Genomic DNA, 19,133 nt, shown 5'->3' with positions numbered 1-19,133 from the left:
AATTGTTCCTTATAAATGATTTTGCAACCATGAGGCCAAAATACCTCTGCGCCCTTTGGTTTCAGGGCCAATACTGACGGTTGCAGTCATACCAGCAGACAAGTGCATAGTATCAGGAACATGATCAATATGAATTCTAACGGGAATACGTTGGGCTAATCTGACCCAAGTAAAGATTGGGTTAACATTTTGCAATCCAAAAGCATCCGTATCAGCATTGGCATCATTAATACCGCGAGCAATACTGACTACATGCCCAGGCAGAATTTGTTTATATCCCATTAATTTGATCCGGGCGACGTCACCTACGTGAATACCCCACATCTTGGTTTCTTCAAAATATCCATAAACCCAAAAAGAATCGGCATCGACAACGGATAAATAGGATTGTCCTGTACTGACGTAATCCCCAACCCGCAGGTTCAAGTTGGTAATATAGCCATTAACAGGCGAGTACAAAATAGAGCGCTGCAAATTCAATTTAGCTTCGTCTAATGAAGCTTTTGCACTATCAACGCTGGCCTGCGCGGTTGCAACTTTAGTATTAAAATCTTCTTTTTCTTCAGTTGATACGATGCCTTCAAGCCCTTTACGACGCATTGCGTTACGACGTTGTAAGGTTAGGTTTGCTTCTGCATTTTCCAAGCTTGCCTGTGCTTGCTGAATAGCAATCCTGAAACGTGCAGGATCAATAATAAATAAAGGCTCGCCTTTACGGACATATTGGTTATCTTTAACAGGAACTTGAACAACAGTCCCAGCAACTTCGGGGGCGATTTTAACAACATAAACCCTGACCCGTCCGTCACGTGTCCATGGGGCAATCATATACGTATCCCAAAGGGTAACCCCTAGAATAATGGCAATGATAACAACAATAAGTGTTAAACTGATACGGATGATATTGCTAAGAGAAAACATGATATAGGATCAAAACTTATAGGAATAAAAGGGTTATACGTAAAGAATAAGCAAACATAGAATACAAAAATATAAGGCTACTTCAAACAAAGCAAGGTGCCAAAACATTTTTATTAAACCCGTTCTCCATAAAATAGAGCGTATAATCATTGTCACCACCAAGGCAAGCAATGCGTATACAATAAAAGGGGCAATAAAAATGCCAAAAAAATCAAATTCTGCGATCATTTCATAGGAACTAACAGGGTATTTTTATGGTTTTTTATAATATGAATTATTTCAAAAAAAGTAAGAATACAGTTTACAGACAACGTAACATAAGAAAAGAAGATAACTACGATAGAGGAAGTAATAGATAATAATCTACATATCTTTACTAGGAAAGATAATTGAAAAAAACTTGCGATAAGATTATGTATAAAAGACATAAGAAGCATCATAAAACTGTTTCGATATATCTGTTTTTTAAAAGGTGCAGATATATATTCCATTTTTCTAAATATACTATGCGAATAAGTCTTTGTTCTTTTTCAGTCAAGAGATTTTCATCACTTTTAGTTAATTAATTGACTTATTGTTTTGTTAAATGAAGCCACTCATCAAATATTTCATCTAAAGAAACAGAAGATTGTTGAGGGGAGATGGATTCTTGTGGAATGCTTGTGTGCCATATGCGATGTTTTGGATTAGAAGTGGAAAATGGATGTAAAGGATGTGTTTTTAGTAAATCATTAATCATTTTAATTCGATGTGTCTGTATAGTAACAGGAATACTTAATACAATGGGACTTTCAACGGTATTTTGATGTTGAAATTGAAAGTGTGATAATGGGTGCTGTTGTTGAAACGCATTGATACTTAGGACAGAGGCGCTGGTCATTAATACTTGGTTTTTATATAATAAAAAATTAGCTTCATTGGGAGTTGTCCACCAAACAATATAAGGACGAAGCTGATTTAATTTTTTAAAAGCGCGTAGAATCCCCGATGGGGTCGATAAAACCTCTATAACATCCTCAGAAGAGACCCCATCAGCTAATAGCGCGATGGATAAAGCACTAAGTGCGTCTTTTTGTAATCCTCTTTTTCCTGGATATTGTGTGATATTCCAAAAATCTTTCCAAGTAGGGTTAAAATGTAATTTTTGTGTATCCCATGCAAGAGCAATATGATCAGTGAATGTTTGAAAATCACATTGTTTATTATTAGACGATAGTAAATCATCATGAAGAGGTATTAGTAATCCTAGATTACATGCCTGTTCTGCTGTTTTTTTGTTTAATAGCAAAAGATCTATAATTTTATTATTTAATGAAAGTGCTTGTTGTAGTGTCTGAATATTACCATCCCAAGTGATGAAATGATATCTGTTTGAATATTTTTTAAAATAAAATTGATAACCATTTAATACACCTAAACTCGCTCTTTTTTCTCTGGTATTTCCAAAGCAAAAAGAAGGGGTTAATATTATTGAAACTAAAAATAAAAGCAAAAATCGATATGAGAACATGTAAAGTTTATAAATATTACGTGAAAATAATTTTTAAACTATAAATTGTTTATGTTAGTATGTAAAATTAATTTATAAAAAAACAAAGAAACATTCATTTTTTATATATAAATTATTAAAATATAGTTATACTAGGTTCGTAAGATAATTGTAATGAGTGTTTTGTTGTAAGTAATTGAGATTTTCAGTATTCAATATAAAGGAAACGGCAATGTTTTTTAGTAAAAAAGATAAGAAAAAAGTGGCTGCATTGCAAAAAAATGCACAAGAAGAAATCAAATCTTTGAAAAATCAAGTTGAAGAGTTGCTAAACGATCGTGTAACACCAGCAATTGTTCAAGCAGCGGATAAAGCTGATCAGGTTGTTCACAATACAAAAGAAATGACCGATCATCAAATTAAGCACGTTTCTGATAAAGTTCAATCAAAGCCTTTAATTGCTATTGTTCTATCTATCGTCATTGGGTATTTATTAGGAAGAGTTATTCGTTAATTTCATCCTAATTAGAAAGTGATTTTAAAAACCATGAAGATTGCTGAATACGGTAAGGCCGCAGTCGATGCTGAGGTTATGCTTCTTAAGAAAAAGTCAATTAGAATTAGCAAGCAAGTTATTTTATGTTTGGTTGGAGCTCTTTTTGGTTTATTTGCTTTGATTTCTATTCATGCCGTTGTGGCAGCACTTTGTTTGAGTTTGCTTCATACAGGATTTTTGGGAACATCTTTAATTGTTTTTGCTTTTGATCTTGTATGTATGTTGCTTTTATTTTTGTGCGCATTCAGACAAAGAATTGGTGAGGCAGAGATTGAGGCAAAAATTGTTCGTAATCATAATTTAAAAGAATTACGGAATTCGTTGGCTATTACAGCATTAATAGGTGCACTTAGTGGTCCTTTAGGTGGTTATCTACGAGGATTTATTTGGCAATTTATTAAAAAAATATTTGGAAAAAGTTAATTCTTAACGAGTATTATTGAGGTTATGAAGTAACCTTAATAATACTCTATAAATAATAGATTCATATTTATTATAACTTTATTAAGTTTTAATTGATTTATTTTCAACCTATGGTAGTAATTAATTATAAAGAACTATCTGGAGTAGATATAATGCATGTTCTTCTTATGGGCGAAATATTTTTTTCCGAACATGATTTCTATCAAGAGTTGAAGGCAACTGGTTTTTCTATCGATCGTGTCGGATATGATCCACAGATTTTGTCAGCCTCTCGGTTTTATGATTATGATATGATTATTGTTGAGCTAGATGCTTTAGACAAGCAGTTTTTTGCGACGATTAAGTTGTTAAGATCAATCAATGATAAACTACCCATGCTTGTTGTCTCTAAAAAAGCAGACGTAGAATTAAAAGTGCAAGCATTTCAAGCTGGAGTCGATGATTATGTTGTTATCCCTTTTGCGACGCAAGAGTTATTAGCTCGGTGTAAGGCTGTTTTAAGACGCTCAGATAAAGTTGTTGCTGATCGTATTATCAAGGTTGATCAATTACAGATCAATTTAGAAACACGTGAAGTTTTCGTGAATGGTAATATTGTTCGTCTAACGGGTAAAGAATATGCCATTTTAGAAATGTTGATTTTAAGACGTGGTGTTTTAATTAGTAAAATAACAATTTTAAATTATTTATATCCTGATGGTGTAGACGAGCCAGATATGAAAATTATTGATGTCTTTGTTTGTAAGCTTAGAAAAAAGCTACAAAATGCTGGTGCAGGAGATTTGATTTCAACCATGTGGGGGCAGGGCTATATTTTCCGTCAATCTAACCCTGCTGTAAAAGATAATTTGCATCAAGCATAATTATTAAGCAGTAAATTGTTCTGCTACAATCCTATCGGATAATTCATGTCCTGGATTAAATAAAATCTGAGATTTGATATATCGATTTTCTCTGACAAAAACTTTGGTAACATCTCTTATTTCTGTAAAGTCAGCAACAGCTGCAATAGGACGCTTTTGTTCTTCAATTGTTAAAAATTGAATTGAAGTATTAGATGGTAATAATGCCCCTCTCCATCGACGAGGGCGGAAAGGACAGATAGGTGTTAATGGTAAAAGGCCTGAGTTAAGCGGAACAATAGGGCCATGTGCTGATAAGTTGTAAGCTGTTGACCCGGCTGGAGTTGATACAATAATGCCATCACAAATTAACTCAGATAATCTTATTTCATCATTAGTTATAATTTGAATTTTTGCAGCCTGCCTCGTTTGTCGATAAAGGAAAATATCATTAAAGGCTAATGCTGTATGTGTTTTCCCGTCTGCCGTATAAGCGGTCATCGATAAAGGATGCAGACAGGTTGGTTGGGCTTCATGTAAAATAAGTGGCAAATCTTTTTCTAAGGTCACGATGGGATTGGTTAAAAAACCAACAGAGCCAAAATTAATACTATAAATAGGTATTTGATAATTCAGATAATTATGCAATGTTTCAAGCATAAAACCATCACCACCAATGCAAATGATGACTTCTGTATTATTAATATCTGAATTTCCATATTTTTTAATCAAGTTTCTTTTGTATTGTACCGCTTTTGGATTAGCTACAGATAAGAAATGTATTTTTTTTGGTGGATCAATTGGTGGCCACATAATATTTCCAAAATTAATTTAGATGAGTGCGTTATTATTTATATAAAGATATGTTGAACAAATGATTCTACAAAAAATATTTACAACGGAAAAACTATAATACTTAGTTTTTAAAATAATCATAGATAGGTAGACTAAATTAGTCCTTTTGGAAAGAAATAAAATATCAAAAACAAAAAATGATTATTAGGTATGGTTATTATTTATTAAGTCATTATAAATAACTAACTGTTACAAAATCTATTTGTAAGCACCGATAAAATACAATTTATAGTTTTATTTTTCAACCTTTAGTAAATATAATAAATATTTTTAATGTATATTTTATTTTTGAGATAAGTAGATCAAATTAAACTAACTATACTTGAATTTATTTTCCATTGCTGTTAATTATTAATTTATTAATATTCAGTTATTATTCAAATGAAATTTTTTTTTTGTTTAACAATTCTTTTCGCTATGAGAGTAAGTGTTTTTATGACTACAAATCAAGAATCTCCGAATCTTCATTCGAAAGAAAATAATACGGACTCTAGTTCAATTGATAAAAGAGTCGGGGGGCGGATTCGTTTAAGAAGAAGATTGTTAGGATACTCTCAAGAAAAATTGGCTTTAGCCTTAGGGCTTTCTTTTCAGCAAGTTCAAAAATATGAAAAGGGCAGTAATCGTGTAGGTGCTTCAAGGCTGTTTGATATTGCACAAATATTACAAGTGCCTATTAATTTTTTCTTTGATGAGTTATTAAACCCTATTTATATAGAAGAAAAAATATTACCTACAAACTCTACTTCTGCCGCTACAGCACAAGACGTAGAAAATATTATAGATGATACAATAGTTGATATGTCTTTATGTCATAATGAAAATACTTTCGATTTGATGAATAATAAAGAAACGACAAACTTGTTAAAGGCTTATTATGCTATTCAAGAACCAGAAGTGCGTCAAAAACTTTTACATTTAATTCATGTTATGGGTCATCAGAAATAAAACAAGTTATTCTCTGTGGAGAATTTTATCTGTTATAAAAGAAAAAGTTTTTTTTGCTTTAAATTGTTCTCTTAAAGCATCTTCATGATAATGATGTTGAACCCAAGTTAAAAAATTACTTTTACCGTGGGTTTCTTGAAAATAATAAACAAAAAACTGATCTAAAATTCCAGTTTTGGCTTGTTTAAAGTGACCATATTTCCAAGAAAGTTGGCTAATAGCCTTTTCTATCGTTTTATGCTCAAATAACATGATTAAAGCTGAGACCAAACCTGCACGATCTGCGCCAGATTTACAATGAATTAAAATTGGAAATTCGAGTGTTGGATAAATTGCAGCAAGATTCAAGATACGATCTTTATGAGGAGCGCCACGGCTTTCAAATGGTAAATCAAGCTGTGTTATCCCAAGTTGTTTTGCAGCATTACGAGATAAAGCATCTGATCCACAATCTCGTTGACCCCGTAGATTAACAATCGTTTTTATATGATATTTTTGCGAAAATTTGCGTAATCGGCTGGGCGTTGGATGGTTACAACGATATACTTTATTTGGGATTACGGTGTTAAAATTTGTCCATACCAGTCTAAAAATTGAATGATCAATAAATAGGCTGTCTAACCATGCTTTAAAATGGTCAGAGAAACGTATAAGGGATGGATCAAATGAAATTTTCTTGCTCATGATCCATCCTTATAGGATTTACATCTTACGTTCAACCTGTAAATGCTTTAACTCAGCAATTGCTTTTGCAGGGTTTAATCCTTTTGGACAGGTTTGCGTACAGTTCATAATTGTACGACAAGCATATAAACGCATAGAATCTTCTAACTCACTTAGACGCTCTCCAGCGTATTCATCACGGCTATCTGAAACCCAACGCATGGCAGCCAATAAAACTGCTGGGCCTAAATACTTGTCACCATTCCACCAATAAGATGGGCAGGATGTTGAACAACAAAAACATAAAACGCATTCATAAAGACCATCAAGCTTTTTGCGTTCATCTTCACTTTGCAAACGCTCTTTATCAGGTGGAGGAGGCGTATCTGCTTTTAACCAAGGATCGATTTCGCGTAATTGCGCATAGGGGCCACTAAGATCCGGGATAAGATCTTTGACTACAGGCATATGAGGCAAAGGATAAATTGGCACGTCAGAGTTAATATCTTTGATATATTTCAAACATGCCAGCGTGTTATGCCCGTCAATATTCATTGCACATGAACCACAAACCCCTTCGCGACAAGAACGGCGGAAGGATAGAGTGGGATCAATTTCATTTTTGATATAAATCAGTGCATCCAATACCATAGGACCAATTTTATCTAAATCAACTTCATAAGTATCTGTAACAGGATTACGATCATCGTCAGGACTCCAACGATAGATTTTAAACCGTTTAACGTTTTTTGCATCAGGCGCCGCATGGAAAGTTTTACCAACACCAATACGACTATTTTGAGGTAATCTTAATTCAACCATAATTTTATAACCTTTCTTTTCCTAGTATACCCGTTTTTTTGGTGGAAAGGTTTGAACCTCATCCGTCAGTGTGTTCATATGAACAGGACGATAGCTTAAGGAAACTTCACCCTTGTTATTAAGGAAAGAAACAGTGTGTTTTAACCAATCTTTGTCATCACGCTCTTCATAATCATCATGAGCGTGCGCACCACGGCTTTCTTTGCGAGCTTCAGCACTGACCATGGTTACGGTTGCATTGGCTAGAAGGTTTTCGAATTCAAGCGCCTCCATTAAATCTGTATTCCAAATTAATGATTCATCTGCAACAGAAATATCAGCAAGCTCAGGCCAAAGTTTTTCGATTTTCTCAACACCGCCTTTGAGGTTTTCATTATTACGGAAAACAGCTGCATGGCGTTGCATAGTGCGTTGTAATGAATCGCGCATTTGTGCCACTCTGGTATTGCCTTTGGCATATCGAAGCGCATCTAAACGTGCGATTGCGTCTTCACCAGCTTTTTCGGGTAATGGAGCAATATGGCTATTTGGTTTTACGATTTCTTTAGCACGTAATGCAGCAGCACGACCGAATACGATCAAATCAAGCAAAGAGTTTGTCCCAAGACGGTTTGCACCATGAACCGAAACGCAGGCAGCTTCACCAACGGCCATTAGGCCTGGAACTGTTGCATCAGGATTCTCTTTGGTTGGGCGGATAACTTCGGCATGGATATTGGTTGGAATTCCGCCCATATTATAATGTACGGTTGGTAATACAGGCACAGGATCTTTGGTTACATCAATTCCAGCAAAAACTTTTGATGTTTCAACGATACTAGGTAGGCGTTCATGTAAAATATCAGCACCAAGATGTTCCAAATGTAACATAATATGGTCTTTATTTGGACCACAACCGCGCCCTTCGTTAATTTCAACGATCATAGCTCGAGATACAACGTCACGAGAGGCAAGATCTTTGGCGTGGGGAGCATAGCGTTCCATGAAACGTTCACCTTCAGAGTTGGTCAGATATCCACCTTCACCACGACAACCTTCGGTTAATAGACAACCTGCTGGGAAAATACCTGTTGGATGGAATTGTACGAATTCCATATCTTGAGTTGGAATGCCAGCGCGCATTGCCATTGCATTACCGTCACCAGTACAAGTATGCGCAGAAGTACAAGATTGAAAAGCACGTCCATAACCACCTGTGGCAAGCACAACGAGATTAGCACGGAAACGGTGCATAGTGCCATCATCAAGGCACCAAGCCATAACGCCTTTACAAGCCCCTTTGTCATCCATAATTAAATCAATGGCAAAATACTCAATAAAGAATTCAACATCGTGTTTTAAGCTTTGTTGGTATAAAGTGTGTAAAATTGCATGCCCTGTTCTATCTGCGGCAGCACAAGCACGTTGCACAGGCTCTTTACCGAAATCGCGCATATGCCCACCAAAAGGACGTTGATAAATTCTTCCGTCTTCGGTGCGGGTAAAAGGAACTCCCATATGTTCAAGTTCATAAACAGCAGGAACCGCCTCGCGGCACAAATATTCAATAGCGTCTTGGTCGCCCAGCCAGTCTGATCCTTTGATGGTATCATACATATGCCATTGCCAATGATCCTCTGCCATATTTCCCAAAGATGCAGCAATTCCCCCTTGGGCAGCAGTTGTATGGCTGCGTGTCGGGAAAACTTTGGTAATACAAGCAGTTTTCAGCCCAGCAGCACCCATTCCTAGTGTAGCACGAAGTCCAGAGCCACCAGCGCCAACAACAATAACGTCATATGCATGATCAACAATGCGATAACTGCGTTGTGAAGGTAAGGTTATGGTATTCATTATTTAATATATCCTGTTTCTTTTATTTTTTTGATTATTTTTTTGCAGGGGCCAAAGCAAGCTTTAGAATGGAAATAACGGATAATAACCCCAAAAAGAAAGTTCCGCCTTTGATAATTAAGTCAAGGATAGTTTTGTTTTTACCACGAGAATAGTCGCTGGTGATGACTTGTAAACCCATTTGCATATGATGAAAGGTTAAGATCATCAAAGAAAGCAAAAGAACAGTATTAACAGGTTTACCAGCCCATTGCACAACAGTTTTATGGTCTGCATCAGCTAGTCTTAACATTTGAATGACAAACCAAATGGACAAAGGTGCACTGCCAATAGCGGTAAGGCGTTCTGCTTTCCAATGCTCAACAATATGGTGGCTGGCACCTAGTTGGCGCATACGACCTAAGTTCGAGCGTAAAATTTTTGGGTGATCGAAAGAATTAGTCACTAATATTTTCTCCTAAGAAAATAAGTAATAAATTAAAGAATTATGGATGTTGAGTGATAATATAATTAAAGAATTTATTACTTTTTCTTTTTACGTAAACGCTTGCCTATAATAATGGTCCATAACCCAAGGGTTAACGCAGTAATGCTGATAATATCTATTTTACTGTCTTTGTTAATTTCTTCTTTTTCCAAACGTTTAGCAGTGCTATCCCAAACTAGATGACGGATGCCTCGGATAAAGTGCAAAAAGAATGAAACAGAAAAACCAAAAAGAACCAGTTGCCCAGGAAAACTGCCTGTTAGTTTTTGAACTTTTTTAAAGGATTTAGGCCCCTTAGCAGCAGAAGCCAGCCATGCAACCATAATGGCTGATCCAAAAGATAAGGCAGCCCCTGTGACACGATTTAAAATAGACAGTGTCATTGACGGGATTGGTTTGTAAACTTGCAAATGTGGTGACATAGGTCGTTTTTTAAGAGAGCCGTCGCTGGTATGGCCAACATAAAAAGTTTCGCGTATATCCGACATAATTAATTCCTAATGTATCATTTTCGACATGGTGCCGAGAAAAACTATTTTGATGCCAAAGTATACCGCGTAATTAAATCGGTCTAGTCAATTAATTAGGAGAAACAGGTTTTTTTGATCAAAAAAATGATAATTTCTTGCATGAAAGATATTATTTGAGTTTTATCTAATTTATTTGATGATGTGACTGTTATTGTTCAATAATCTGATGAGGAAGCATTGCAGGTAATTGAGCAGTTATTTTTAAAACGTGAACCAACAAACAATGTAATATATAATATAAATAGTTCAGTGACTCATATTCCAGCACAAAATAATTTTTATATAATTATAAAAATATATGCTAGCTATAGATGGTTTTCAGACTAATTAGACAGTAAAAAAGGCGAGAATAAACTCGCCTTTAATTAATCTATAAACTTCTGAGGAGTAATTATTTTTTTGAAACTAAATTCTGTTCAACCATTGATTCTGCAATTTGCACAGTATTTAACGCAGCCCCTTTACGAAGGTTATCGGATACGCACCAAAAAGCTAAACCATTAGGAACGGTTGGATCAACGCGTAATCTGGAAACATAAGATGCGTCTTCACCAGCAGCTTCGATTTGGGTAACATAGCCTTCATCTTGGCGTTCATCGTACAAAATTACACCATCAGCATTACGCAGTGCTTTGCGCGCTTTTTCAAGATCAACAGGGCGCTCACACTCAATGGTGATTGCTTCACCATGACCAATGAAAACGGGAACACGAACACAGGTTGCAACAACAGCAATATCTGGATCCAGAATTTTTCTGGTCTCAACTGTCATTTTCCATTCTTCTTTGGTAAACCCATCATCCATAAATTTATCAATATGAGGAATACAGTTAAATGCGATTTGTTTGGTAAAATTACCGCGTGTAATGCTTTCTCCAATTAAAGAAGCTTTGGTTTGATTAAAGAGCTCATCCATCCCTTTTTTACCTGCACCACCTGTTGCTTGATAAGTAGAGACCACGACTCTTTTGATTTTAAAAAGCTCATGTAAAGGTTTTAATGCCACTACCATTTGAATGGTAGAGCAGTTGGGATTCGCAATAATATTCCGTTTTGCTTTTTTTAAAGCTTCTGGATTGACCTCTGGAACCACCAAAGGAACATCGGGTTCCATACGGAAATAAGAGGTGTTATCAACGACAATACATCCAGCTTCAGCAGCTTTGGGTGCATAAATGGCTGAAACAGAGGCTCCAGCAGAAGCTAATACGAAATCCCATCCCTTAAAGTCAAAGGTTTCAAGATTTTGAATCTTAAGAACTTTTTTATCGCCAAAAGAAATTTCTTTGCCAGTAGAACGAGGAGAGGCAAGCGCTGCAATATCATCAATTGGAAAGTCCCGTTCAGCAAGAATTTTTAAAATTTCTCTGCCAACAGCTCCTGTGGCGCCCATAACGGCTACGCGATAACCCATAGTTCTTTTATCCTTAGATTTAGGTTCTTAAATTTTAAAACGGAATTTAATACTTTACCTGTTTATTTTTGGATGTAAACGAAGAAAACCAAAATCATAAAAATAGATCACGATTGTAGGAGATATGCAAAAAAAACTATGAATTTTTATAGTTCCCTTTAAAAAGGAAAAGACAAAGTTTAACGAGTTTTGACCTAAGAATATAAAGAGTAGCGTATGAATTTGCCAAGCAATGTTTATCAGGCAAGAGTAAAGGCAGGAATTTTAAAACAAGATAATGCGCAACAAAATGTTGTTATGTTATTGGATCAGTTATGTAAATCATTATCCACGTATCAACCATCAGTGCATTCTAGTGGAGGTATGTTTGGCTCTTTTAAAAGTCTATGGCAAAAGCCTCTTCCCCCTCCAAAAGGGATTTATTTGGTAGGTTCTGTTGGGCGGGGTAAGTCTATGTTGATGGATCTTTTTTATGAGCAGGTTCCAGTTCAGCATAAACTTAGAACTCATTTTCATATCTTTATGCAAGATACTTACAAAAGATTTCATACGTTAAAACAACAATCGGGAAAAGGGGGCGATCCAATTCCTGATTTAGCCAAAGAGTTGGCGCAAAAAGCATGGTTACTTTGTTTTGATGAGTTTCAAATTAATGATATTGCGGATGCGGTTTTATTAGGGCGTTTATTTGAGCAACTTTTTGCACTAGGTGTTGTGGTTGTTGCGACCTCTAATGTAAAAATAGAGGGGCTTTTTCAAAATAGGCCTGGGTCTGATGCGTTTAAACCCTTTATAAAAGTGTTATCTCAACAAATGACTCAGATAGAACTGAATGCAGCCCAAGATTACCGTCTGGGTCGTCCCGAGGATGAAAAGCGTTGGTTGGTGCCTTGTAATCAAGAAAATAAAGAACGTTTAGATCATGTGTTTTTAAATGAAACTCATGGTCGGCCCGTCAAAGAAGAAACCTTAATGGTTATGGGTAGAGCACTTCATGTTCCTTGTGCCTGCGGGGTTGTGGCACGGTTTTCATTCCAAGATTTATGTGATGTTGCCTTGGGTGTTGGGGATTATTTGGTTCTTGCTCAACGCTTTAAAACAATTATTTTAGATGATATTCCACAGTTCAATCCTGAAAATATGAACGTTATAGAGCGTTTTACGATGTTAATTGACGTGTTATATGAGCAAAATGTTAAATTATATGTTTCTGCAGAAGCTGACTTAGAAGAGATTTATCGTAAAGAAGATCGCAGAGCTTTTTTTGAGCGTACAATTTCCCGCTTGAATGAAATGCAGGGGCAAAACTGGGGAATTACAATGCGGGGCCGCTAACTATTATTACCTTGTTCATTATAATGAGGTATATAAGCGGTTGCTAAAAGCTTAAAGTAAGGAAGAAAAAAGATGGCGATGAAAGATCATATTGCAAGTGTGTTCAGCGGATCGAACAGTGCCTATCTTGCGGATTTGTATGCACAGTGGGTAGAAGACCCTCACAGTGTTGATCCTTCATTTTCTGAATTGTTTGTGGCAATGGATGATGCCCAACATATTATCACCAAAGATGCCAGAGGGGCTTCTTGGTCTCCACGTCCTTTGACCGAAGTTGAGATTGAAGGAGATGAAGCGGTTAATACTGATGCTCCTAAAACCGAGAAATCTATAAAAGGACAGATCACTCAAGCCGCATATGATAGTATACGTGCTATACAGTTGATTAATGCTTATCGTGTTTTTGGACATCAATATGCACAACTTGACCCTTTACAACTTGAACAAAGACCTTTGGTTGTAGAGCTGGATCCTCAAAGATATGGTTTTACTGCTCAAGATATGAACCGTCTTATTTTTATAGGGAAAAATGCGGCTCCTTTTTTATCTAAAGAGATTCATCCGTTACGTGAAATTATTGCAGGATTACAGAAAGTATATTGTCGTTCTATTGCTTGGGAATATATGTATTTGCAAGATAATGAGCAGCGTCAATGGTTAAAACAAAAAATAGAGAAACTCGGTTCTGTTACGCTGGTTAGTGATGATAAGAAAAGAATCTTACAACAACTTACCGAAGCGGTGGGGTTTGAGGCGTTTTGCCAAAAAAGATATGTGGGGGTAAAGCGTTTTGGTCTTGATGGTGGTGAAGTAACGATTCCTGCATTGCATGCCTTAATTCGCCAGGCCGTTACGCAATATGATGTAAAATCAATTGCTATGGGAATGGCTCATCGTGGACGATTAAATGTATTAACCAATGTGATCGGTAAGCCTTTTGTTGCTTTGTTCCATGAGTTTTCGGGTGGTTCTTATAAACCAGATGGAATCCCTGGTGCAGCGGATGTGAAGTATCATCTGGGCTATCGTAAAAAAGTGGAAGTGGCAGGAAAAGAGGTGGAGCTTTCATTAGCTTTTAATCCATCTCATCTTGAAGCTGTTGGTGCGGTTGTCGAAGGGCAAGTTCGAGCAGAGCAAGATCGTGATCATCAAAAACATTTAGCTGTTCTTTTGCATGGTGATGCGGCTTTTGCTGGACAAGGGGTCGTATATGAGATTTTGGCAATGTCCCAATTGCCAGGTTATGAAACGGGTGGAACAATTCACGTTGTCACGAATAACCAAATTGGGTTTACAACACAACCTGATGTTGCGTTCTCAGGATATTATGGCACTGATGTTGGTAAAGTAGCGCGTGCACCGATTATTCATGTGAATGGGGATGATCCAGAGGCAGTTGTCAAGGTGATGCAATTAGCGGTGGATTTCCAAGCACAATTTGCAACAGATGTTATTATTGATTTGGTTTGTTATCGTAGGAATGGTCATAATGAATCAGACGAGCCTGCGTTTACACAACCTTTAATGTATCAAGCTATTCGTAAACGCGAAACAATTTACAAAATTTATGCAGATAAGCTTGCCCGTGAAGGGATTTTGGTCACATCAGAGAGTGAGAAAAATTGGAATTTATTTCAAGAATATTTGCAATCAAGTTATAAAGCTTCTGAAGATTACCGTGTAAATGAAATGCAATGGGTTACTTCAGAATGGCGAGAAATGAAATGGCGCGGCCAAGATCGTCAAGAAACGCCTACAGCTATTTCTGAGGAAATTGCACAAACAATAGGTAAGGCGCTTTCTTCTTATGCAGAAGGGTTTGAGTGTCACCCTAAATTAATACGTCAATTAGAGGCTAAGGCACAAATGTTTGCCAGTAAAGGCGGAATTGATTGGGCAACGGGTGAGGCTTTAGCATTCGGTAGTTTGTTGATAGAAGGCCATCCTGTGCGTATGACAGGTCAGGATTGCCAAAGGGGCACTTTCAGTCATCGAAATGCCGTATTATTTGATCAAATAACACAACAACCTTATATCTTATTAAACCATATTCAACCAGAACAGGCCAAGTTGGATATTTATAATTCATTTCTTTCTGAATTTGCCGTACTTGGGTTTGAATATGGTTATAGTTGCACCAACCCAAATACATTAGTGCTGTGGGAGGCTCAGTTTGGTGATTTTGCCAATGGGGCTCAGATCATCATTGATCAATTCATCAGTGCAGGTGAGAGTAAATGGTTGCAAATGTCTGGTCTGGTATTGTTATTGCCGCACTCTCAAGAAGGGCAAGGGGCTGAGCATTCTTCTGCTCGCTTGGAACGTTTTTTACAACTTTGTGGAGATGATAATATGCAGGTTTGTAATATCACAACGCCTGCGAATTATTTCCATGCATTACGCCGTCAGATGAAACGCAATTATCGTCAACCTTTGGTAATTATGTCTCCTAAATCTTTGTTACGACATAAATTGGCACAATCACCTTTATCAGCTTTTACAGATAATACATGTTTTATGCCTGTAATTAACGAGGTTGATCCAGTGGTTAGTGATAAGAGCAAAGTCAAACGGGTCGTTTTATGTTCGGGTAAAGTTTATTATGATTTATGGATGCGTCGTCTTGATATGCGCTGTGAGCTACAATTCGAACAAGTAGCTTTGGTACGTATAGAGCAGCTTTATCCTTTCCCAGAGCGTGAATTATCCGATATTTTGTCACAATATCCGAATGCTGAGATTGTTTGGTGTCAAGAAGAGCCCGAAAATATGGGGGCATGGAATTTTGTGGATCGTAAAATTGAAAAAATTTTACGAATACTTAATCATAAATCGCCTTGTGTACAATATACAGGAAGATTGCCTGCTGCCAGTCCTGCAACAGGATTATCTTCTGTTTATAAAACAGAGCAAGAAACTCTGATTGATGAGGCCTTAGGTCATAAAAAAGCTTAAATTTGTTACGATAAAAATCTATGCAAGACAGAATAAGAAAGTAAGTTAATAATGTCAGTAGAAATTAAAGTACCACAACTTGGAGAAAGTATCTCTGTAGCGACAATTGCTAAATGGTTGAAACAACCAGGTGAGCATGTTGAAATGGATGAAGCAGTTGTTGAGCTGGAAACAGATAAGGTAAGTGTTGAAGTGGCAGCACCCCAAGCAGGCGCTTTGGGCAATCATTTGGTTTCAGAAGGAGACGAGGTAGAGGTTGGTGCTATACTGACAACAATTGAGGCGGGTGGTTCTAAACCTGTGGCTGCACCAACAGCACCAAAGTCCGTAGAACCTCCTAAGGTCTTAGAGGTCGAAGCTCAGATAACAGAAACACATCAACCTATGCCTGCTGCACGTAAAATGATGGAAGAAAAACAAATTGCAGCATCTCAGATTGGGCATGGTACAGGTAAAGATGGCCGTATTACGCGTGATGATGTGGTTAATTTTGTTGCTGGTGGTGGTTCTAAACCAGCAGTTGCAAATGTTGCGGCGGTTTCTACACGTCGAGATGATCCTCGTGAAGAACGTGTAAAAATGACTCGCTTACGTCGTACAATTGCACGGCGTTTAAAAGATGCCCAAGAGACAGCAGCGATGCTGACCACTTTTAATGAAGTGAACATGTCTGCGGTTATGAAATTGCGTAGTCAGTATAAAGATGCATTTAATAAAAAACACGAAGGTGCGCGCCTTGGGTTTATGTCATTTTTCGTAAAAGCAACAATTTCTGCTTTACAAGAATATCCAGCTATTAATGCTCAAATTGATGGTGAAGATGTGATTTATCGCAATTTTGTTAATATGGGAATTGCGGTTGGTGGCCCTAATGGTTTGGTTGTACCAGTATTACGTGATGCTGATCAAATGAGTTTTGCGGACATCGAAAGCAATATTATTGGTTTTGCGCAAAAAGCTAAAAATAATCAGTTAAAGTTAGACGATTTATCAGGAGGTACTTTTTCCATAACCAATGGTGGAATATATGGGTCGTTGATGTCTACCCCGATTATTAATATGCCTCAATCAGGTATTTTGGGTATGCATGCGATCAAAGATCGCCCTATTGCTGAAAATGGTCAAGTGGTCATTCGTCCCATGATGTATTTGGCACTTTCTTATGATCATCGTATTGTTGATGGTAAAGAGGCGGTGAGTTTCTTGGTCCATATTAAGGACAGAATTGAGCATCCAGAGCGTTTATTACTTGATGTTTGATCATTTCATATATCCGATATTATTCTTATTGTAAAAGAAGGAAATTGATCCTGATGGCTGAGAAAATCGTAGTTCCTGTTCTAGGCGAAAGTATTACTTCTGCTGTTGTTTCTAAATGGTTAAAGCAACCAGGAGAGTCGATCAGTGCTGATGAAGCTTTGATAGAGTTGGAAACGGATAAGGTGAATGTTGAAGTTCCAGCCCCTGTTGCAGGGATCGTTGGGCAGCATCAAGTCGCTGTTGGTGATGAGGTTGCGGTAGGTGCATTATTGGTAACGATTGGAGATAAAGCTGAAGCTGGGGCTTCTATTAATACTGCGGTAGAGGTTCCCTCTGTTACTGAAGTAAAGCAGGAGTCTATTACTGCAAATCAAAATAATGATGCTGAATATGATTTAATTGTCATTGGTGCGGGCCCTGGTGGATACGTGGCGGCTATTCGTGCTGCACAGTTAGGCATGAAGGTGGCTTGTGTTGAAAAAAAGAAAACACTGGGTGGAACATGTTTAAATGTTGGATGTATTCCATCCAAAGCTTTGCTTTATGCTTCTGAACAATATGAAGCTGCGCACAAACAATTGGCTGATCTTGGTGTCATTGTCAAAGATGTAAAGCTTGATCTAGCCAAGATGCAATCTCATAAAGATGCTGTGATTAATGCCAATGTTGCTGGGATAGAATTTCTGTTAAAGAAAAACAAAATTACATGGTTAAAGGGTTCTGCAACGATTACAGCCCCAGGTCAAGTAAGCATTGATGGTAAAGAACATACAGCGCGTACCATTGTTATTGCGACAGGCAGTGAATCTGTATCTTTGCCTGACGTAGATGTTGATGAAAAGCACGTTGTTACGTCGACTGGTGCTTTGAGTCTTGAAAAAGTGCCAGAGCATATGGTTGTGATTGGTGGTGGTGTTATTGGTGTAGAGCTTGGCAGTGTATGGCATCGTTTGGGTGCCAAGGTGACTATTGTAGAGTATTTTGATCGTCTTTTGCCTGGTTTTGATAAAGAAGTATCTCTTAGTTTTGCCAAAATTTTAGAAAAGCAAGGAATGCAGTTGAAACTTGCGCATAAAGTTGAAAAGCTTGAGAGAAAAGGCAAAGAGTCCCAAATTACGATCAGCAATATTGGAGGTGATCACAAAGAAACCCTTTCTGCGGATGTAGTTTTGGTTTCAGTGGGTCGTAAACCGGTTACTCAAGGGCTAGGATTAGAAGCTTTAGGTGTGGATTTGGACGAAAAAGGACGTATTCAAACGAATGCACAGTTCCAAACCAATATTGCTGGGATTTATGCGATTGGCGACGTTATAGCTGGCCCAATGTTGGCGCATAAAGCTGAAGAAGAGGGTGTTGCAATTGCCGAGCTTTTGGCTGGGAAAAAACCGCATATTGACTATGGGCTTATTCCGGGTGTGGTTTATACTGACCCAGAAATTGCGATGGTCGGGAAAACCGAGGAAGTATTAAAAGCGGAATCTGTTGAATATAGTGTTGGTAAATTTCCATTTAGTGCCAATGGCCGTGCCAGAGCGATGAATCAAACTGAGGGCTTTGTTAAAATTTTGGCTGATAAACGTACAAACAAAGTATTAGGTGCGCATCTTATTGGTCCTCATTGCAGTGAATTAATTGCTGAGATTGTATTGGCAATGAATTTTGGGGCTTCTGCGGAAGATATTGCGTTAACTTGTCACGCGCATCCGACATTGACAGAATCGATCAAAGAAGCGGCTTTGGGAACACAGAAAAGATCAATTCACATGTAATCTTATAGAATATTGTTTTCTTTGCTTTTAC

18 protein-coding genes are annotated in these 19,133 nt (G+C 37.3%); 8 read left to right on the top strand and 10 right to left on the bottom strand.

Going from position 1 to position 19,133, the window contains the following annotated elements:
* Positions 1 to 9 precede the first annotated feature (9 nt).
* From COMX_RS07415 to COMX_RS10735, 3 genes are all read right to left on the bottom strand, one after another.
* Positions 10 to 921: an efflux RND transporter periplasmic adaptor subunit gene (locus tag COMX_RS07415; RefSeq protein WP_034339445.1), complete on the bottom strand. Its 912-nt coding sequence runs from the start codon at positions 919 to 921 to the stop codon at positions 10 to 12.
* A 33-nt stretch (positions 922 to 954) separates the two neighbouring features.
* Positions 955 to 1,149, bottom strand: coding sequence for a DUF1656 domain-containing protein (locus COMX_RS07410; protein WP_034339443.1), 195 nt, complete (start codon positions 1,147 to 1,149; stop codon positions 955 to 957).
* Between the two features lie 343 nt (positions 1,150 to 1,492).
* Entirely contained in the window at positions 1,493 to 2,431 is a 939-nt protein-coding gene (locus COMX_RS10735; RefSeq protein WP_051462010.1) for an extracellular solute-binding protein, read from the bottom strand.
* Between the two features lie 211 nt (positions 2,432 to 2,642).
* On the opposite strand from COMX_RS10735, the gene COMX_RS07400 reads away from it, so the two are divergent.
* The 3 genes from COMX_RS07400 (at position 2,643) to COMX_RS07390 (ending at position 4,252) form a co-directional block, all read left to right on the top strand.
* The gene (locus COMX_RS07400; RefSeq protein WP_051462009.1) at positions 2,643 to 2,924 is read left to right on the top strand and encodes a hypothetical protein; all 282 of its coding nucleotides are present in this window, start codon (positions 2,643 to 2,645) and stop codon (positions 2,922 to 2,924) included.
* 33 nt (positions 2,925 to 2,957) lie between these two features.
* Positions 2,958 to 3,389, top strand: a complete 432-nt coding sequence (locus COMX_RS07395; RefSeq protein WP_034339440.1) for a hypothetical protein — start codon at positions 2,958 to 2,960, stop codon at positions 3,387 to 3,389.
* Between the two features lie 152 nt (positions 3,390 to 3,541).
* Positions 3,542 to 4,252: a response regulator transcription factor gene (locus COMX_RS07390; protein WP_034339437.1), complete on the top strand. Its 711-nt coding sequence runs from the start codon at positions 3,542 to 3,544 to the stop codon at positions 4,250 to 4,252.
* A 3-nt stretch (positions 4,253 to 4,255) separates the two neighbouring features.
* On the opposite strand, the gene COMX_RS07385 is transcribed toward COMX_RS07390, so the two are convergent.
* Positions 4,256 to 5,044, bottom strand: a complete 789-nt coding sequence (locus COMX_RS07385; protein WP_034339435.1) for an NAD kinase — start codon at positions 5,042 to 5,044, stop codon at positions 4,256 to 4,258.
* A 477-nt stretch (positions 5,045 to 5,521) separates the two neighbouring features.
* Between COMX_RS07385 and COMX_RS07380 the strand changes: the two genes are divergently transcribed.
* Positions 5,522 to 6,034 (top strand): helix-turn-helix domain-containing protein, encoded by a 513-nt coding sequence (locus tag COMX_RS07380; protein WP_051462008.1) that lies wholly within the window; start codon positions 5,522 to 5,524, stop codon positions 6,032 to 6,034.
* A 6-nt stretch (positions 6,035 to 6,040) separates the two neighbouring features.
* On the opposite strand, the gene COMX_RS07375 is transcribed toward COMX_RS07380, so the two are convergent.
* The 6 genes from COMX_RS07375 to COMX_RS07350 all read right to left on the bottom strand — a co-directional run bounded on the left by COMX_RS07375 (position 6,041) and on the right by COMX_RS07350 (position 11,783).
* Positions 6,041 to 6,718 carry a fused DSP-PTPase phosphatase/NAD kinase-like protein gene (locus COMX_RS07375; RefSeq protein WP_051462007.1) on the bottom strand — a complete coding sequence of 226 codons (678 nt, stop codon included), beginning with the start codon at positions 6,716 to 6,718 and terminating at the stop codon, positions 6,041 to 6,043.
* An 18-nt stretch (positions 6,719 to 6,736) separates the two neighbouring features.
* Positions 6,737 to 7,519 carry a succinate dehydrogenase iron-sulfur subunit gene (locus tag COMX_RS07370; protein WP_034339433.1) on the bottom strand — a complete coding sequence of 261 codons (783 nt, stop codon included), beginning with the start codon at positions 7,517 to 7,519 and terminating at the stop codon, positions 6,737 to 6,739.
* 21 nt (positions 7,520 to 7,540) lie between these two features.
* On the bottom strand, positions 7,541 to 9,352 hold the full coding sequence (sdhA, locus tag COMX_RS07365; RefSeq protein WP_034339430.1) for a succinate dehydrogenase flavoprotein subunit: 1,812 nt from the start codon (positions 9,350 to 9,352) through the stop codon (positions 7,541 to 7,543).
* Positions 9,353 to 9,386: 34 nt separating this feature from the next.
* Positions 9,387 to 9,797 carry a succinate dehydrogenase, hydrophobic membrane anchor protein gene (gene sdhD / locus COMX_RS07360; protein ID WP_034339427.1) on the bottom strand — a complete coding sequence of 137 codons (411 nt, stop codon included), beginning with the start codon at positions 9,795 to 9,797 and terminating at the stop codon, positions 9,387 to 9,389.
* Positions 9,798 to 9,874: 77 nt separating this feature from the next.
* Complete coding sequence (gene sdhC, locus COMX_RS07355) at positions 9,875 to 10,327, bottom strand: succinate dehydrogenase, cytochrome b556 subunit (protein WP_034339425.1); 453 nt, start codon at positions 10,325 to 10,327, stop codon at positions 9,875 to 9,877.
* A gap of 433 nt (positions 10,328 to 10,760) precedes the next feature.
* Positions 10,761 to 11,783, bottom strand: a complete 1,023-nt coding sequence (locus COMX_RS07350; RefSeq protein WP_034339421.1) for an aspartate-semialdehyde dehydrogenase — start codon at positions 11,781 to 11,783, stop codon at positions 10,761 to 10,763.
* A 216-nt stretch (positions 11,784 to 11,999) separates the two neighbouring features.
* On the opposite strand from COMX_RS07350, the gene zapE reads away from it, so the two are divergent.
* The 4 genes from zapE (at position 12,000) to lpdA (ending at position 19,102) form a co-directional block, all read left to right on the top strand.
* Positions 12,000 to 13,118, top strand: coding sequence for a cell division protein ZapE (zapE, locus tag COMX_RS07345; protein ID WP_034339419.1), 1,119 nt, complete (start codon positions 12,000 to 12,002; stop codon positions 13,116 to 13,118).
* A gap of 72 nt (positions 13,119 to 13,190) precedes the next feature.
* Positions 13,191 to 16,073, top strand: a complete 2,883-nt coding sequence (locus COMX_RS07340; RefSeq protein ID WP_034339414.1) for a 2-oxoglutarate dehydrogenase E1 component — start codon at positions 13,191 to 13,193, stop codon at positions 16,071 to 16,073.
* Between the two features lie 51 nt (positions 16,074 to 16,124).
* Positions 16,125 to 17,333 (top strand): 2-oxoglutarate dehydrogenase complex dihydrolipoyllysine-residue succinyltransferase, encoded by a 1,209-nt coding sequence (gene odhB, locus COMX_RS07335; RefSeq protein ID WP_034339411.1) that lies wholly within the window; start codon positions 16,125 to 16,127, stop codon positions 17,331 to 17,333.
* Positions 17,334 to 17,386: 53 nt separating this feature from the next.
* Entirely contained in the window at positions 17,387 to 19,102 is a 1,716-nt protein-coding gene (gene lpdA / locus COMX_RS07330; protein WP_034339408.1) for a dihydrolipoyl dehydrogenase, read from the top strand.
* Positions 19,103 to 19,133 lie beyond the last annotated feature (31 nt).

This window comes from Commensalibacter papalotli (ex Servin-Garciduenas et al. 2014), assembly GCF_000527695.1.
Taxonomy (GTDB): domain Bacteria; phylum Pseudomonadota; class Alphaproteobacteria; order Acetobacterales; family Acetobacteraceae; genus Commensalibacter; species Commensalibacter papalotli.
The sequence above is the reverse complement of the archived record's forward strand: the minus strand, read 5'-3'. Positions and strand labels throughout refer to the sequence as shown.

Bases quoted from the DNA above. Each gene is read 5' to 3' on its own strand.
- COMX_RS07415 (WP_034339445.1), bottom strand. From the start codon at position 921: ATGTTTTCTCTTAGCAATATCATCCGTATCAGTTTAACACTTATTGTT.
- COMX_RS07410 (WP_034339443.1), bottom strand. From the start codon at position 1,149: ATGATCGCAGAATTTGATTTTTTTGGCATTTTTATTGCCCCTTTTATT.
- COMX_RS10735 (WP_051462010.1), bottom strand. From the start codon at position 2,431: ATGTTCTCATATCGATTTTTGCTTTTATTTTTAGTTTCAATAATATTA.
- COMX_RS07400 (WP_051462009.1), top strand. From the start codon at position 2,643: ATGTTTTTTAGTAAAAAAGATAAGAAAAAAGTGGCTGCATTGCAAAAA.
- COMX_RS07395 (WP_034339440.1), top strand. From the start codon at position 2,958: ATGAAGATTGCTGAATACGGTAAGGCCGCAGTCGATGCTGAGGTTATG.
- COMX_RS07390 (WP_034339437.1), top strand. From the start codon at position 3,542: ATGCATGTTCTTCTTATGGGCGAAATATTTTTTTCCGAACATGATTTC.
- COMX_RS07385 (WP_034339435.1), bottom strand. From the start codon at position 5,044: ATGTGGCCACCAATTGATCCACCAAAAAAAATACATTTCTTATCTGTA.
- COMX_RS07380 (WP_051462008.1), top strand. From the start codon at position 5,522: ATGACTACAAATCAAGAATCTCCGAATCTTCATTCGAAAGAAAATAAT.
- COMX_RS07375 (WP_051462007.1), bottom strand. From the start codon at position 6,718: ATGAGCAAGAAAATTTCATTTGATCCATCCCTTATACGTTTCTCTGAC.
- COMX_RS07370 (WP_034339433.1), bottom strand. From the start codon at position 7,519: ATGGTTGAATTAAGATTACCTCAAAATAGTCGTATTGGTGTTGGTAAA.
- sdhA (WP_034339430.1), bottom strand. From the start codon at position 9,352: ATGAATACCATAACCTTACCTTCACAACGCAGTTATCGCATTGTTGAT.
- sdhC (WP_034339425.1), bottom strand. From the start codon at position 10,327: ATGTCGGATATACGCGAAACTTTTTATGTTGGCCATACCAGCGACGGC.
- COMX_RS07350 (WP_034339421.1), bottom strand. From the start codon at position 11,783: ATGGGTTATCGCGTAGCCGTTATGGGCGCCACAGGAGCTGTTGGCAGA.
- zapE (WP_034339419.1), top strand. From the start codon at position 12,000: ATGAATTTGCCAAGCAATGTTTATCAGGCAAGAGTAAAGGCAGGAATT.
- COMX_RS07340 (WP_034339414.1), top strand. From the start codon at position 13,191: ATGGCGATGAAAGATCATATTGCAAGTGTGTTCAGCGGATCGAACAGT.
- odhB (WP_034339411.1), top strand. From the start codon at position 16,125: ATGTCAGTAGAAATTAAAGTACCACAACTTGGAGAAAGTATCTCTGTA.
- lpdA (WP_034339408.1), top strand. From the start codon at position 17,387: ATGGCTGAGAAAATCGTAGTTCCTGTTCTAGGCGAAAGTATTACTTCT.